Raw genomic sequence first — 15534 nt, forward strand, 5'->3', positions numbered from 1 at the left:
GGTCGTTTTAAGTAGTTGGCTAGATCCTATAATTGTAGGACCTAGCCCTCTTTTGTTTTTTTAGAATTTTTTATTTTGAAATACTCATTGATAAAAACCCCTTCCTACTGATGATCAAGTACATCAGCGCTATTGGGCTCTCCTTAAACTGGTAGAAGCTGCAATCAAAACTCCAGAGTCATTTTATTTACTAAATTTAAAGCACAGAACGCCACTTTTGAAGATGGCCATTAACTGAGTATAGATTGTTTACTTCATCTAAATTATGAATCGGTGTTTGTTCAATTTTTGAATCTTCTGTTTCAATTCTTACTGGCTTTAACTGTTCTACAATATGCGCCTTTTCTTTATGCATCTGAGCTGTTTCAATAGTCATCTAATAAACTCCTAATAATATGATTTTTATGTATTTTCTAAATAATATATTAGAATAACAATTTTTACAACCTATTTTACTATTTATGAAATAAATCTTTAGAACCAAAAAAAGGAAATAACTAGTGATAGCAACGAGCCAATAGAATCCCATCGGTAACAAGTTATGTTTTCAATATCTATAAATTCCCTTTATAAATTATTCAATTTGCGCGGTCTGATAATATTACCGTTTTTTAAAACAATAAGAAAAAGCGAATTCCAAATACAGAATCCGCTCTTTCCAAATTATTATACTAACTCCAACCAAGCAACCGCTTCACAATGCGTGGAGTGTATGTGGCAACTCATGGGTGCTGGTGGGTTTAATTATATAGGTACGGTACCTATTTTAGTGGAATCGTGCCTGCATAGGGGGCGTTCAATTAGTAGTTTTTCATTTATTTTTTTCTTTCATTTTTAGGACGATGACGACATTTCCTTTCTTATGCCCTTTTTCAACATACCGATGAGCTTCCACAATTTCTTCAAACGCATAAGACCTATCAATTACAACTTTCAACTTTCCATTTTCAACAAGTACCCTAAGGTAGTTTAATGCTTCTGGCGTTTCAGGGGCATTTTTACTTAAAAGAAGTTTCTTGCTACTTGTCAATTTAGTCCTTAGCATTCGAATGCTGGGTAATACTTCAGTGATATTTATGTATGTGCCGCTCTTTCTTAATGACTTCATACAAGCTGAGAATGAACTTTTGTTTACTGCTTCGAAAATTACATCATAAGTTTCTCCTGTACTTGAAAAATCCTCTACAGTGTAATCAATTACCTTGTCGGCTCCTAGAGATTTTACCATTTCTAAATTTGAGGTACTGCATACCCCTGTAACATTTGCTCCAAATACCTTTGCAATCTGTACTGCATAGCTTCCTACACTTCCTGAAGCACCATAAACAAGGACCTCTTGACCGCTCTGAATGTTCGCTTTTCTAAGAAAAAACAAGGCTGTACGTGCACCAATTGGAATGGCTGCAGCTTCTTCAAAAGTTATATTGTTAGGTTTAAGTGATACTGGTCCATCTTCCGGAAGACACTTATATTCCGCATATGCACCAAAACCCAACAGAGATGCCGCGAAAACCTGATCACCTTCCTTAAATCTTTTAACCTCTGTTCCTACTGCTTCAACTTCTCCAGCTAACTCCATCCCTAAAATCTCTTTTTTGGGTCGTTTGAAACCAAGTGTGATTCGAGCAGGCAGCCAAAAAGCAGGAGGAACTGTAAAACTTCGTGACCGAATATCTGCAACTGTTACAGTTGTCGCTTTTACTTTTATCAAAATTTCATTTTCCTTTGGAACAGGTTTTTCTACTTCTTTCAGTTGAAGGACGTCGGGGGAACCGTATTTTGTATATACAATTGCTTTCATTTAAACTCCTCCAATTCGCTTAATCCATAATATTATATGAACTATACGACAAGAAATTCTTTTTTAAAACAATAAGAAAAAACGGATTCCAAAATCGGAATCCGTTCTTCGTAAGTTATTATACTAACTCCAACCAAGCAACCGCTTCACAATGCGTTGTATGCGGGAACATATCGACAGGCTGCACTTCCTGCGTTTTATAACCGCCGTCTTCTAAAATGCGGAGATCACGGGCAAGTGTTGCAGGGTTACATGAAACATACACAACACGCTTTGGCTTTTGTTCGATAATTGTATTTAGTAACGCCTCATCACAGCCTTTACGCGGTGGGTCGACTACTAAAACATCTGCTTCTTTACCTTCTTTGTACCAGCGGGGAATGACTTCCTCTGCCGGACCTGCTTCGAAATATGTGTTTGTAAAGCCATTTAGTGCGGCATTACGTTTTGCATCTTCAATCGCTTGCTCAACAATTTCAACACCCATGACATGCCCTGCCTTTTGTGCTAAAAATAGTGAGATTGAGCCTATTCCACAATAGGCATCAATTACGCGCTCCTCTCCAGTCAATTGCGCATAGTCAAGTGCCTGCTTATAAAGGACCTCTGTTTGAACAGGATTCACCTGATAAAACGAGCGTGCTGAAATTTCAAAGCGGACATTACCAATTGTATCTTCAATTGTATCCTTACCCCAAAGTGTAAATGTCTCATCGCCGAAAATGACATTTGTTTTTTCACTGTTGACGTTTTGAACAATGGACGTGACATTTGGGATAAGCGCTCGTATTTTTTCGATTGCCGCGCTCGCCTGAGAGAATTTCTTGGATTTCGTAACTAGTACGACCATCACTTCGCCTGTTGCCCGCCCTTTACGAACGACAACATGACGCAGCATGCCTTGATGGGATTTTTCATCATATGGACGCACACCTAAAATCTCTAATTCACGTTTCAAGTCTGCCATGACAACATCAGCTTCGCCTGTTTGAATTAAACAACGTTCCATATCAACGATTGAGTGTGACTTCGTTTTATAGAAGCCTGCCACCATCTGCCCCGCTTCGTCTTGAGCGAAAGGTATTTGTGATTTGTTGCGGTAATGCCAAGGCTCTTCCATCCCTTTTACCGGAAGGACAGGTGCATCAATTTTACCAAGACGCTTCATCACATTTGCGACCATATTTTGCTTCCATTTTAATTGTCCCTCATATGAAAGATGCTGTAATTGACATCCCCCACATTGCGAGAAATAGACACATGGCGCTTCTACTCGATCAGATGACTTTTCTAGTATATTTACTACTTTTGCAAAGCCATAATTCTTTAATGTTTTCATTACATGAATCTCGGCAGTTTCTCCAGGAAGTGCCCCTTGAATGAATAATGGATAGCCATCAATTTTCGCGACGCCATTGCCATCATGCGTTAAATCTTCTATATAAACAGTTGTACGATCATTTTTTTTAATTGGTGCTGACATATTCTGTTCTTCCTCTCAATTCAATCTCTTTATTGTACCACGCACCTCATAAATTGCACTCATTATACTTTCGACTACTTTTCCTTATATTGCTTTTTATTACTTTTGGTATAGAAATAAACAATAATTACCTATATAATTTAGCTCATAGAAAGATTTGAAATATTACATATAAGGAGACCAAAATTATGTCGGTTCGAAAAAAACTCAATGTTGGCTTCATTATAATTGGATTGTTACTGCTTTTATCGATTGGGTTTGCTACTATGCAATTTTATCGTATTGGCGATGAAGTTTCAAAAGCTGTAGACATACAAATGGCCCAGGTTCAGCGCATTAATGAAATCCAGCAAAACTTACTTTCCCAAGAGATTTATGCTCGTGCTTATACAGTAGATCCGTCTCAAAAAAACTTAGAGTTAGTAACGGATCATTCTTCACAATTAGTTCAATTAATTGACGAAGTACAAAGTGCTAATACGTTACCAGAAGCGACTTCTATTATTAGTAACATAAAAACTCAGTCAGAGACCCTTATACAACAAATCAGTCAAATTACTTCTGCCGTACAGGAAAGAAATATTTCCGCCGCACTTACAATAGTAAGTGGTGACTATACTTATACAAGTTCATTTATAAGTGAGTTGGCCGAAAGAATCGAGCAAATTGAAAATACCGAGTTAGATAATATGGTAGACAGCACTCAAAGTATGATTTCACTTTCTACTATTTTGTCAGTTATTTTCATACTTATAACAATTGTAGTTATTATACTTTACATGATGTATACAAAACGCGGTATTACAGCGCCTCTTCAAGTTATTACAAATGATTTAGAGGAAATCGCAAACGGCAACATAAAAGTTACGCATAAGCCAATTCAAACAAATGATGAGCTGGGAATGCTTTCTAGAGCCTTTACTTTGTTACAGCACAATTTTGAAGAGCTACTAGTCAGCATTCAAAAAAATTCTGACCAACTTAGCAACTCTGCCGATGCACTAATGAAAAATAGCCATGTAATTTCATCGGAAACAGCACAAATTAATAAGCTGATTACACATACAGCAAAGACTGCTGAAACAATGACAGTTGGAGCAAATGAAAGTGCACTCGCTGTTGATGAAACGACTCAAGGAATTAATTCCATTGCTTTTGCTACTCAAGATCTTCATAGCGGTTCTGTCTCTTTAGCACAGGCTGCCTCTGATGGTGTAATAATCATTGACGAAGCGACACAGCAAATGGAAACTGTATACGAATCTACTCAATCGATTTCTAAGCTTTCTAATGTGCTAATCGAGCAATCCGAACAAATTAGTACAATTACGAACGCGATTACTAATATTGCTGACCAAACAAATTTACTCGCTCTAAATGCCGCAATTGAAGCAGCAAGAGCAGGTGAACACGGAAAAGGTTTTGCGATCGTTGCAGATGAGGTAAGAAAGCTTGCAGAGCAGTCTAAAAATTCCGCAAGTAACATAGCTGTATTAATCGAGAATATACAATCCAATACCCAAAATATGAGTGAAGCAGTAGAAAATAGCCTTCACTGTGCGAATGATGGGGTCATCGTTATTGATCGTGCTGGTCAGGCATTCCGTTCTATTACGAATAACATTCATACGATGACAGAACGTGTTGAACATATTTCTGCAACATCCCAACAGATTTCTGCAAGTTCCGAGGAGGTTTCCGCATCTGTTATCGAAATTTCACACGGTACTGAAAAAACAACCGCTAATGTTGAACAAGTAGCAAATGCTACTAAGCTTCAAGCAGAGGTCGTTTTACAAATGGAAGAACTAGCAAAACAGTTAGCTGAACAAGCCTCACAGCTGCAGCAGAGTATGGAAAAATTTAAACTATAATAAAAGCCTTTCTCTTAACCATATACGTCGTTAAGAGAAGGGCTATTTTTTTAGATATTAGAACCATTACTATTTATTTAACATATAAAAAGATATAAGCTCTCCTCAACATAAAAAACTTACAAGGGTATCCACAACCCTCGTAAGTTCTAAATGTTTATTATTGTGCATCGATTTCCGGTAATTCATCAATTGGTGCAAATACTTCAATATGGCGTTTTAAGTTTTGGAATTTTGCAGGTGCATCTCCGCCGTACTCGCCATCTAAATTCAGGTGAACTTCCTGTTCAGAAGTTACGGAAACCCGGCTTGCCTTCCGGTAGATAAGACGTTCATCCGATAAATGTTCACCGCGTAAGGCAAGTGATGCAATTCGTATGAAATCTGCTATATTGCATTCCTTTAAAATCATGACTGTAAACAGACCATCATTGATTGATGCATCTGGGGCAATTTTTTCAAAGCCGCCAACTGAATTCGTTAACCCACATAAGAACATCATGGCATTTCCCTCAAACACTTCTTCATCCATTTCAATTCTCATATGTGTAGCCTTAATTGAAGGAATCATTTCAATCGCTTTTAAGTAATAAGCCATTTGTCCAAGCAATGTTTTCATTTTACTCGGTACTTCATAAGTCAGTTCGGTAATACGACCACCTGCCGCAATATTAATGAAATAGCGGTCCTCATTTAAAATACCGACATCGACTGGTATCGTATCCCCCGCAATTATAATATCAAGTGCATCTTCTACATTCCGCGGTATATGTACCGCACGTGCAAAGTCATTCGTCGTCCCCATCGGTATTAATCCAAGCTTTGGACGTTTTTCGCATTGGCTAATACCTGCTACTACCTCATTTAATGTTCCGTCTCCACCAACTGCAATTACTACGTCAAATTCACGGCGTACTGCTTCTAATGCAGCTTCTCTGGCATCCCCTTCACAAGTTGTCGCATGACAGGAAGTTTCGTAGCCCGCTATCTCTAATTTTTCTAATACTTCAGGGAGGTGCTTTTTAAATGCCTCTCTACCAGAAGTTGGATTATATATAATTCTTGCTCTTCTCATTTTGATCTCATCCTGATTAGTTTAATTTTCATTCTGTTCAAAGTATACTTCTCAATGTTTTACAAAAGCAACCATAGTTATTCGCTTATCTCTTCAATAATACGTTTAAAATAGAAAAAAGTTCCTACTATAATTATATAGTAAGAACTCCCTTTTAACACAGAAATATTACAAAACTGCATTTACTTTCTTTTTGAAATCTTCGTACACATAGCTCCAAAGCTGTGAGTTTTCTACATATTGTTTGCGCATGTTTTCGTATAAGTCTTTTTGTGCATCTTCAAATGTTGGATCTTCCTTCTCCGGCAAAGTTGCACGCATATCCGTTACAAGCTGTTGTAATTGTGGTGCGCGTGGTCCCCAAGTTGTTATTACTTCCCCGGATTCATTTAAAATTAAATACATTGGAATAGCACGTCCACCATTTGTTAAATAGCGGTCAATTAAATCTGTATCAGCATCACGTAAAGCTGTGCGAATATCTATATTTGCGGCTTCTGCCACTTTGCGAATGATTGGATTGTTAATCATAGCATCTCCGCACCAGTCTTCCGTTATCGCTAAAATATGGAGATTAGCATTTTTCAGTTGCTCAATAAAATCTGTATCTCCTGGTAATACAAAGCTGTCATAAATCATAAAGCTCTGTTCTTTTAACTGGGACATTTCATTCATATAATCTTTCATTGAAATACTTTCTTCAAAATATTGCTGTTCTGTTTTCATCAATAAACCACCTTTCCAATAATTACTCTTATTCTGCCTTTTTTTATAATAAAAAGAAAGTTTTATGAATCAGTAAAAAAGAAAAAAACGCCTTCACGAGGCAATTGTGAAGGCGTTCTTACTATATTATAAGGAAATTTCCAATAACTAACCTATTTAACTAGAATGCTTCTGATGTTGTTTTTGCTTGCATATGCAATGTTAAATAATCCGGGCCGCCTGCTTTTGAGTCAGTACCTGACATGTTGAAACCGCCAAATGGTTGGTACCCAACGATTGCACCTGTACAACCACGGTTAAAGTAAAGGTTTCCAACATGGAACTCTTCACGGGCATATTCTAAATGCATGCGGTCATTTGTAATAACAGCACCTGTTAGACCGTATTCCGTATTGTTTGCGATATCAATTGCTTCTTCAAACGTTTCTGCTTTTGTAATTGCTACAACTGGTCCAAAAATTTCTTCTTTCATAATTCGTGCTTCTGGATCCACATCTGCAAATACCGTTGGGTGTACGAAATAACCTACTGAATCGTCTGCCGTACCACCAGCTACTAAACGACCTTCTGTTTTCCCGATTTCAATATATTCGCTGATTTTCTTGAATGCTGCTGAATCGATTACTGTCGCCATAAAGTTTGCATTATCTGACGGATCGCCGATTGTTAGGGCATTCGTTAATTCTTCTACACGGTTTACAACTTGATCATATACATCCTTTACTATGACAACGCGTGAACATGCAGAACATTTTTGGCCCGAGAAGCCGAATGCTGATTTTACAATTGATTGCGCTGCTAATTCCAAATCTGCATCTTTGTCGACAACGATCGTATCTTTACCGCCCATTTCGGCGATAACACGTTTAATCCAGATTTGACCTGGGCTTAATTTTGATGCACGCTCGTTAATGCGTAAGCCGACATCACGTGAACCGGTGAAACTAATGAAACGTGTTTTCGGATGGTCCACTAAATAGTCGCCCACTTCTGCACCGCTGCCAGGTACGAAGTTTACGACACCTTTTGGCAAGCCTGCTTCTTCAAGCACTTCAATAAATTTATACGCAACGACCGGTGTAGTTGAAGCTGGTTTTAATAATACTGTGTTTCCTGTTACTACAGCAGCCACCGTTGTACCTGCCATAATTGCGAACGGGAAGTTCCATGGTGAAATGACGATTCCGATACCTAGTGGAATATAGTCGTAACGGTTGTATTCATTTGGACGGCTTTCTACTTTGCGGCCGTCTTTCATTTCCAACATTTGGCGACCATAGTATTCTAGGAAATCGATTGCTTCTGCAGTATCTGCATCTGCCTCATTCCAAGGCTTACCCGCTTCTTTTGTTAACCATGCAGAAAATTCGTGCTTGCGTCGACGAATAATTGTTGCCGCTTTAAATAATACGTCTGCGCGAATTTCTGGTTTTACTTTTTTCCAAGATTTAAAAGCTTTATCTGCTTCTTGCATAGCTTTTTCAGCTAAATCCTTGGAAGCCTTAGAAACCGAACCAATAACTTCCATTTTCTTTGCTGGGTTATATGAGACAATTTTATCTTCTGTAGTAATGCGTTCGCCACCGATAATTAGTGGATACTCTGCACCAAGTTGTGACTCTACTTTATTTAAAGCTTCTAAATACGCTTGCTTGTTTTCTTCTACCGAGAAATCTGTAAATGGTTCGTGTTTGTATTCAATCATTTATCATTACCTCCGATATTAAGTGCAATATTAAATTGCATCGTATTGTGTTACTTAATTTGAATTATGCAATATAATATTGCTTAAATCAATTATTTTTTCGAAATTACACAAATTATCTTACAATGATAGACCATGTTAAAATATATACAAGGAGGTTTCAACATATGAACCAGGCAGACCTTACTAGTGTCTTTGAATTTATGATTGAAAAAATAGAAACCGGCCTTTGTGCCATTGACGAAAGTGGACGTGTCATCGTTTATAACAAAAAGATGCGCGAACTAACTGGTGAATCGCTCGACCAAATTACGCAACGCTTTTTATCCCAATCACTCGATTTTAATTTGGAGGAAAATATGCTGCAAAAAGTGTTAGCCTCGGGTCAAGGGTATAAACACATTAAGCAAACATTCTGGAATGCTCGCGGTGAAGAAGTCACGATGATGAATGACTATTATCCATATACCCTAAATGATGGCACAAAAATCGCCATTCAATTTTCCCATGACATTACACAACAGGAGTTTTTAATGGATCGTCCATTAAGTCGTTATGGGGCTCCTTTAACTTTTGATATTATTACCGCCGTTTCAAAATCGATGAAGCAGGTGATTCAGCAGGCTAAAATTGCGGCTTATGGTCGCATTCCAGTCATGCTTGTCGGGGAATCCGGGACAGGTAAGGATATGATTGCAGAAGGCATACACCATGAACTTTCCGAAAAAAATGAACGTTTCATAACACTTATTTGCCGACGCAATGAAGAAACATTGTTGGCGCAAATCGAAAAATATATTGCGTTAGAAAAAAATTACACTTTTTTTGCTGAACGAATTGAGTTTTTATCGGACGAAGCTCAAAACCGTATTGTGGAATTGCTTGAACAGCATACCGATCGCAATCATGTTTTTATCGCAAGCATAGGAGAAGACCCGATTGATTTAATTCACCAAGGGAGCCTCTCCAAAAATTTATATTATTTATTTTCAAATTTAACGATTCAAGTGCCGGCATTGCGAGAGCGTCGTGAAGATATTAAACCGTTTGTTGATGATTACTTTGCTCGCAGACGGGTTGCATACGGGATTTCTGTGAAAGGGTTAGCCCCTGAAGTCGAGAAGATTTTCATGAATTATGATTGGCCAGGAAATTTAAAAGAGCTTGAAGTATTACTTGATGATATTAGTGCTTTACTCACAACGGAAGAATATGTTGAGCTTATACATATTCCGGCATATTTCAAGTGGAAACTTAAACAAGCCGAGCCTGTTACATCAGAGCAGCAAACATTGTTCGATTTTTCCCAAAAAAATATACAGCCACTTGATGAATATATGCGCAAAGTAGAAGACCATTATATTGCCCATGCCTTACAGCTGAATAACGGCAATATATCACAAACAGCAAAAGCGTTAGGCATACACCGGCAAGGTCTTCAGTATCGGCTGAAACGCAAGTAGTTATTATACATGGAAAAATTTTATATTTTTTACCAGTAGGAAGGCCTTATTTACTAGGTCTTTCTTTTTTGATTTGGGGGTGCAATATTAAAATGCACCAAATTAAATTTATGTATTTTATAGCATAATTACGTCTGATAAAGATATTCCACGAAAGTTTTTTTGTATAAAACTCCTTGATATTCCTCATTTTTTCTTCTTACAAACATTTATTTACTCAAATTCTATTTCCTTTTTTGAATATTTTGTTTTATACTCACCTCAATAACAATAAAATAATTTTTTCACTTAGGAGGATTAATCAAAATGTCATTAAAGGACTTTTTTATCGCACTTTCCGAGAATCAGACATTAAATTCCGCTGCCCAAAAGTATGGTTTTAAGTTTGGGGCGCAAAGTGTCGTTGCAGGTACAAATATCGATGAGGTAGTTGCGAGCATTAAGCAGTTAAATGCTCAGGGAATTTCCTGCACAGTGGATAATCTTGGAGAATTTGTTTTTGAAAGATCGGCTGCATTAGCTGCTAAAGAACAAATTTCAGCCGTAATAGAGCGTATCCATAGTGAAAATTTAGATGCACATATTTCGTTAAAACCATCACAACTCGGATTGGATATTGATTATGAATTCTGCTATGAAAACTTAATGGAAATTGTTTCACTGGCAAACAAATATCAAATATTTGTTAACTTCGATATGGAGAACTATGCACGCCTACATCCATCATTTGAACTTTTGGAAAAAATTCATGCTGAATATGACAATGTAGGAACAGTTATTCAGGCATACTTCTTTGAATCAGATGAAAATGTAGAACGCTATAAGGATTACCGTTTACGTCTTGTAAAAGGTGCCTATAAAGAAGATGATTCGGTGGCATACCAAAATAAAACCGATATTGACCGCAAATTTATCGAGCAAATTGAGTATCATTTACTACATGGTAAATTCACTTCTATTGCAACGCATGATCATAATGTTATTAATCACGTCAGACAATTTGTTGCACAACATAATATACCTTATGAAAAGTTTGAATTCCAAATGCTGTACGGTTTCCGCAAAGAGATGCAACTAAGTCTAGCTAAAGAAGGGTATAACTTCTGTACATACGTTCCTTTTGGAAATGACTGGTATGGCTATTTTATGCGCCGTTTAGCTGAGCGCCCTCAAAACCTTTCACTAGTTACAAAGCAAGTATTCACTAAAAAGACAAATACTATTTTAGCAGTCGCTACTGGTGCTTTTTTAGCAGGTCGCTTAACAAAAAGGAAGAAATAGTTAGCGGAGACGCCAAATTATAATGCATTGACGGTATTTCCTAGTGTTGTATGCTGAAATTATTAAAAATTTATCTATAGAGGAGCTGCTTTTATGTCTGATTACAGTTATCAATTATTAGCCATTATTATTTACATGGTAGCCATGATCGGAATTGGATGGTATGCGTTCCGTAAAACGAGCAACTTAACGGATTATATGTTAGGTGGTCGTGGACTTGGTGCGGCTGTAACTGCATTAAGTGCTGGTGCTGCTGATATGTCCGGCTGGCTATTAATGGGTCTTCCTGGTGCAATTTATTTATCAGGATTAGTAGAGGCCTGGATTGCTATCGGTTTAACAATTGGTGCTTATTTAAACTGGTTACTCGTAGCACCTCGCTTGCGTGTTTATACACAAGTAACTAAGGATTCTATTACAATACCAAGTTATCTTGATAACCGTTTACGCGATAATACAAAACTATTGCGTATTGCTTCAGGTATTATTATTTTAGTATTCTTTACATTTTACGTATCATCAGGAATGGTTTCTGGCGGTAAGTTTTTCGAAAGTTCGTTTGGAATGGATTATCATACAGGACTTATTTTCGTCTCGGCAGTAGTAGTTGCCTATACTTTATTTGGCGGATTTTTAGCGGTTAGTTATACAGATGTTATCCAAGGAATTATTATGGTTATCACATTAATCGCGGTTCCTGCATTCGGTATTTTCTTAACAGGTGGTCTTGGTGAAACAATTGAATCCATTAAAGCGGTAGATCCGGAAATGCTTAGTCTCCTTCCATCCACTGCAACGGCAGCAGCTATAATTTCATCACTTGCCTGGGGACTTGGTTATTTTGGACAACCACATATTATTGTGCGCTTTATGGCGATTACCTCTGTAAAAGAAACGAAAAGCGCCCGCCGTATCGGGATTGGCTGGATGATTTTCAGTTTACTAGGTGCGCTTGCAACAGCATTAGTCGGTGTTGCATACTTCCAGCAACAAGGTACAGAATTAAAAGATGCTGAAACGGTATTTATCGTATTAGGGCAAATTTTATTCCACCCGTTCATTGCCGGTATTGTTCTTGCAGCAATTTTAGCAGCAGTTATGAGTACAATTTCTTCGCAACTGATCGTAACTTCTTCAGCACTTATTGAGGATATTTATAAAGCTCTATTTAACAAAACTGCGACAGATAAACATTACGTATTTTTAGGACGTGTTGCTGTACTTTTCGTATCAATTTTTGCTGCAATTGTAGCATGGAATCCGGATCGCACAATTTTAGACTTAGTTTCATTTGCATGGGCAGGCTTCGGTGCTGCATTCGGTCCGATCATTTTACTTTCATTATTCTGGCGCAGGCTTACAAATTATGGTGCACTTGCCGGGATGGTTGCCGGTGCAGCTGTAGCATTTGTTTGGGGGCGAACAGAAAGCTTAAAGAGCATGCTGTATGAAATCGTTCCAGGATTTATTGCATGTCTTGTGGTAGCGGTAGTTGTAAGTTTACTAACTTATAAGCCAAATTCAGAAATTGAAGAAGAATTCAATGAAACTCAACGTATTTTAAAAGAAGAACAAAAATAACAATAGAACGGTATGCACTTTGTAAGATGCATGCCGTTTTTAATTTACTGAAATCAACGAAACCTTTTATGATTTTCCTCGTATATGTAACTATTACAATTAAAGGAGTGCTTTTTATGTTAGTCGTTACAACAAACACAATCGAAGGTAAAACTATTGAAACTTATCATGGCATTGTATCAGGTGAAGCAATTATGGGGGCAAACATTGTACGGGATATTTTCGCATCTGTTACAGATATCGTTGGTGGTCGTAGTGCCTCTTATGAAGACAAATTGGCGGAAGGTCGTAAAATTGCCATTCAAGAAATGACGGATCGTGCACGTAGTATGGGTGCTAATGCTATCATAGCTGTAGATCTTGATTTTGAAACACTGCGTGAAGGCATGATGATGTGTGTCGCTACAGGTACCGCGGTAACGATTCGATAATTATTGATGATAAAGTGATACAATATAAGCGTATTTAGTTATATTCTCTACTAAATTCGCTTTTTCTATGCTTAATTTTGTATAAAAGGAGGCTTTACTATGCAACTTGCACAACTATTTCCTTCCCTAAAAATACATCACATATATCCGGAACAACAAAAAAATTTTGCAACGTCAATCTTTTATGATGCTACGAATACATGTTGGTATGAAATCGCTAAAAGTGAAATAACAGTACGAGATTCCCTATTCCTAAAACATTTTTACACTGAATGTACTGAGCAAGTTGACCCTTGGCTACTTTTATTGATGCAAGGAATAGTTCCTAAGGAGACCCCCTATTCTTCCGTTCGCATTTTACAATATCATGCAAAGAAAGATGCGCATCAATTAAGAGATGTGGTTGAGTTGTACTTTATGCACGATGCTTATTTACTTGAAGTTTCTTCTGATACATTTTGGATTATTTTATTTAAAGATTATTCTTTGGAAGAACTAGAAGGATTTCTAGCAATATTGGAAAATGATTTTTATTTGCATGGACAACTTTTTATCGGGCAAATACTTCCGGTTTCCGAAATGCTTCATACATCATTTAAATCGGAACAAACAATGTTCCAATCCATTCAAAGTCTGCAATACCAAACGATTTATACATTTACGGAAAGCTTCCAAAGCTTGCTACCAATTCATCTGAACATGTCGATACAGCAATATTTAAAGCATACATTGCACAATAATTTGCACGAAGAAATGATTACTACAATTACAACATTATTTATCCATAATGGAAACATGTCCTCGGCTGCTAAAGAATTACATATCCACCGCAATACATTATTATATCGAGTACAGCGTTATTCGGAGGAAACTGCTTTGGATTTAAGGCGCAATGAAGACTTGCTATTAGCCTATTTAGCGGCACAGTTGCATAAATTGACGAAATATTCCTGAAAACATTAAGCACATTGCACAAAGGCAGTCCCCTTTTAATCTTTTATAATATGAAAAAAGGGGGACTGGTTTTTTATGTTAGATTTTGATCATCTTGTAAAGCGTTATCCGGATGGCTATGTTGCCGTTGAAAATTTTCATTTAAAGGTTGAGCCGGGTGAATTTCTTGTTCTTGTCGGTCCATCAGGATGCGGGAAATCTACAACATTGCGTATGGTTGCTGGTCTTGAATCCATATCAGATGGTGAGTTACGTATAGACGGCAAACGAGTCAATGAGGTAGAACCGAAAGATCGTGATATTGCGATGGTTTTCCAAAACTATGCGCTATACCCCCATATGAATGTATACGACAATATGGCGTTCGGCTTAAAGCTGCGTAAATTTTCAAAAGAGCAAATCGATGTTAAAGTACGCGAAGCTGCTGCTATTTTAGGGTTATCTGACTTATTGGATAAAAAGCCAAAATCTCTTTCGGGTGGTCAACGACAGCGTGTTGCATTAGGACGTGCCATTGTTCGTGATGCGAAGCTGTTTTTAATGGACGAGCCATTGTCGAATCTCGATGCAAAACTACGTGTTCAAATGCGTTCTGAAATTACGAAACTCCACTACCGTTTAAACACAACAACAATATATGTAACCCATGACCAGACAGAAGCGATGACGATGGCCTCACGTATTGTTGTCATGAAGGATGGCGTCATTCAGCAAATCGGTACTCCGCGTGAAGTATATGATACACCTGAAAACGTATTTGTCGGTGGATTTATTGGCTCTCCAGCTATGAACTTCCTCCGTGGTAATGTAGTAGGCGACTACTTCGAAATCGCTAATGAGAAAGTCCGAATTCCGGACGAAAAGCTGAAAATACTGAAAGAGCAAAACTATGTAAACCGCGAAATTATACTCGGTATTCGACCAGAGGATATTAACGATGGCAATAAACAGGATTCAAGTACCCTTGTAACAACTAAAGTACAAGTTAGTGAATTAACCGGTGCGGAAATGATTGTTTATGCAACAATCGCCGATCAGCAATTTGTCGGTAAAATTCATGCAGATGCGGATGTTGCTATGGGGCAGGAGCTTCCACTTAACTTCAACTTGGCAAAAGCCCACTTCTTCGACCCAGCGACAGAAATGCGTATTCGTTAAAT

Annotated in this window: 13 protein-coding genes; 7 read left to right on the forward strand and 6 right to left on the reverse strand. The window is 37.6% G+C overall.

What is annotated here, in order from left to right:
- Positions 1 to 196 precede the first annotated feature (196 nt).
- From NYE67_RS18170 to rlmD, 3 genes are all read right to left on the reverse strand, one after another.
- The gene (locus NYE67_RS18170) at positions 197 to 376 is read right to left on the reverse strand and encodes a hypothetical protein (RefSeq protein WP_340726284.1); all 180 of its coding nucleotides are present in this window, start codon (positions 374 to 376) and stop codon (positions 197 to 199) included.
- A 435-nt stretch (positions 377 to 811) separates the two neighbouring features.
- A complete protein-coding gene (locus NYE67_RS18175) occupies positions 812 to 1801 on the reverse strand; it encodes an NAD(P)-dependent alcohol dehydrogenase (protein WP_340726285.1) in 990 nt (329 codons plus the stop codon).
- Between the two features lie 118 nt (positions 1802 to 1919).
- Positions 1920 to 3284, reverse strand: a complete 1365-nt coding sequence (gene rlmD / locus NYE67_RS18180) for a 23S rRNA (uracil(1939)-C(5))-methyltransferase RlmD (RefSeq protein ID WP_340726286.1) — start codon at positions 3282 to 3284, stop codon at positions 1920 to 1922.
- Positions 3285 to 3472: 188 nt separating this feature from the next.
- Between rlmD and NYE67_RS18185 the strand changes: the two genes are divergently transcribed.
- Positions 3473 to 5158 carry a methyl-accepting chemotaxis protein gene (locus tag NYE67_RS18185; protein WP_340726287.1) on the forward strand — a complete coding sequence of 562 codons (1686 nt, stop codon included), beginning with the start codon at positions 3473 to 3475 and terminating at the stop codon, positions 5156 to 5158.
- Positions 5159 to 5318: 160 nt separating this feature from the next.
- Here the strand turns inward: NYE67_RS18185 and NYE67_RS18190 are convergent, their stop codons facing one another.
- The 3 genes from NYE67_RS18190 to pruA all read right to left on the reverse strand — a co-directional run bounded on the left by NYE67_RS18190 (position 5319) and on the right by pruA (position 8664).
- Positions 5319 to 6233, reverse strand: coding sequence for a diacylglycerol kinase (locus tag NYE67_RS18190; protein ID WP_340726288.1), 915 nt, complete (start codon positions 6231 to 6233; stop codon positions 5319 to 5321).
- A gap of 168 nt (positions 6234 to 6401) precedes the next feature.
- Positions 6402 to 6959, reverse strand: a complete 558-nt coding sequence (locus tag NYE67_RS18195) for a thioredoxin family protein (protein ID WP_340726289.1) — start codon at positions 6957 to 6959, stop codon at positions 6402 to 6404.
- Between the two features lie 160 nt (positions 6960 to 7119).
- Entirely contained in the window at positions 7120 to 8664 is a 1545-nt protein-coding gene (gene pruA, locus NYE67_RS18200) for an L-glutamate gamma-semialdehyde dehydrogenase (protein WP_340726290.1), read from the reverse strand.
- A 167-nt stretch (positions 8665 to 8831) separates the two neighbouring features.
- Here pruA and NYE67_RS18205 point away from each other — a divergent pair, with 167 nt between their 5' ends.
- The 6 genes from NYE67_RS18205 (at position 8832) to NYE67_RS18230 (ending at position 15532) form a co-directional block, all read left to right on the forward strand.
- Positions 8832 to 10127 (forward strand): sigma 54-interacting transcriptional regulator, encoded by a 1296-nt coding sequence (locus NYE67_RS18205; protein WP_340726291.1) that lies wholly within the window; start codon positions 8832 to 8834, stop codon positions 10125 to 10127.
- 306 nt (positions 10128 to 10433) lie between these two features.
- Positions 10434 to 11408 (forward strand): proline dehydrogenase family protein, encoded by a 975-nt coding sequence (locus tag NYE67_RS18210; RefSeq protein WP_340726292.1) that lies wholly within the window; start codon positions 10434 to 10436, stop codon positions 11406 to 11408.
- A 93-nt stretch (positions 11409 to 11501) separates the two neighbouring features.
- Positions 11502 to 12989: a sodium/proline symporter PutP gene (putP, locus tag NYE67_RS18215; protein WP_340726293.1), complete on the forward strand. Its 1488-nt coding sequence runs from the start codon at positions 11502 to 11504 to the stop codon at positions 12987 to 12989.
- A gap of 116 nt (positions 12990 to 13105) precedes the next feature.
- Positions 13106 to 13420, forward strand: coding sequence for a YbjQ family protein (locus NYE67_RS18220; RefSeq protein WP_340726294.1), 315 nt, complete (start codon positions 13106 to 13108; stop codon positions 13418 to 13420).
- A 99-nt stretch (positions 13421 to 13519) separates the two neighbouring features.
- Positions 13520 to 14374 (forward strand): PucR family transcriptional regulator, encoded by an 855-nt coding sequence (locus NYE67_RS18225; protein ID WP_340726295.1) that lies wholly within the window; start codon positions 13520 to 13522, stop codon positions 14372 to 14374.
- A gap of 75 nt (positions 14375 to 14449) precedes the next feature.
- On the forward strand, positions 14450 to 15532 hold the full coding sequence (locus NYE67_RS18230; RefSeq protein ID WP_340726296.1) for an ABC transporter ATP-binding protein: 1083 nt from the start codon (positions 14450 to 14452) through the stop codon (positions 15530 to 15532).
- The last annotated feature ends 2 nt before the right edge of the window (positions 15533 to 15534 follow it).

The organism is Solibacillus sp. FSL W8-0474 (assembly GCF_038004065.1).
GTDB classification, from domain to species: Bacteria; Bacillota; Bacilli; order Bacillales_A; family Planococcaceae; genus Solibacillus; species Solibacillus faecavium.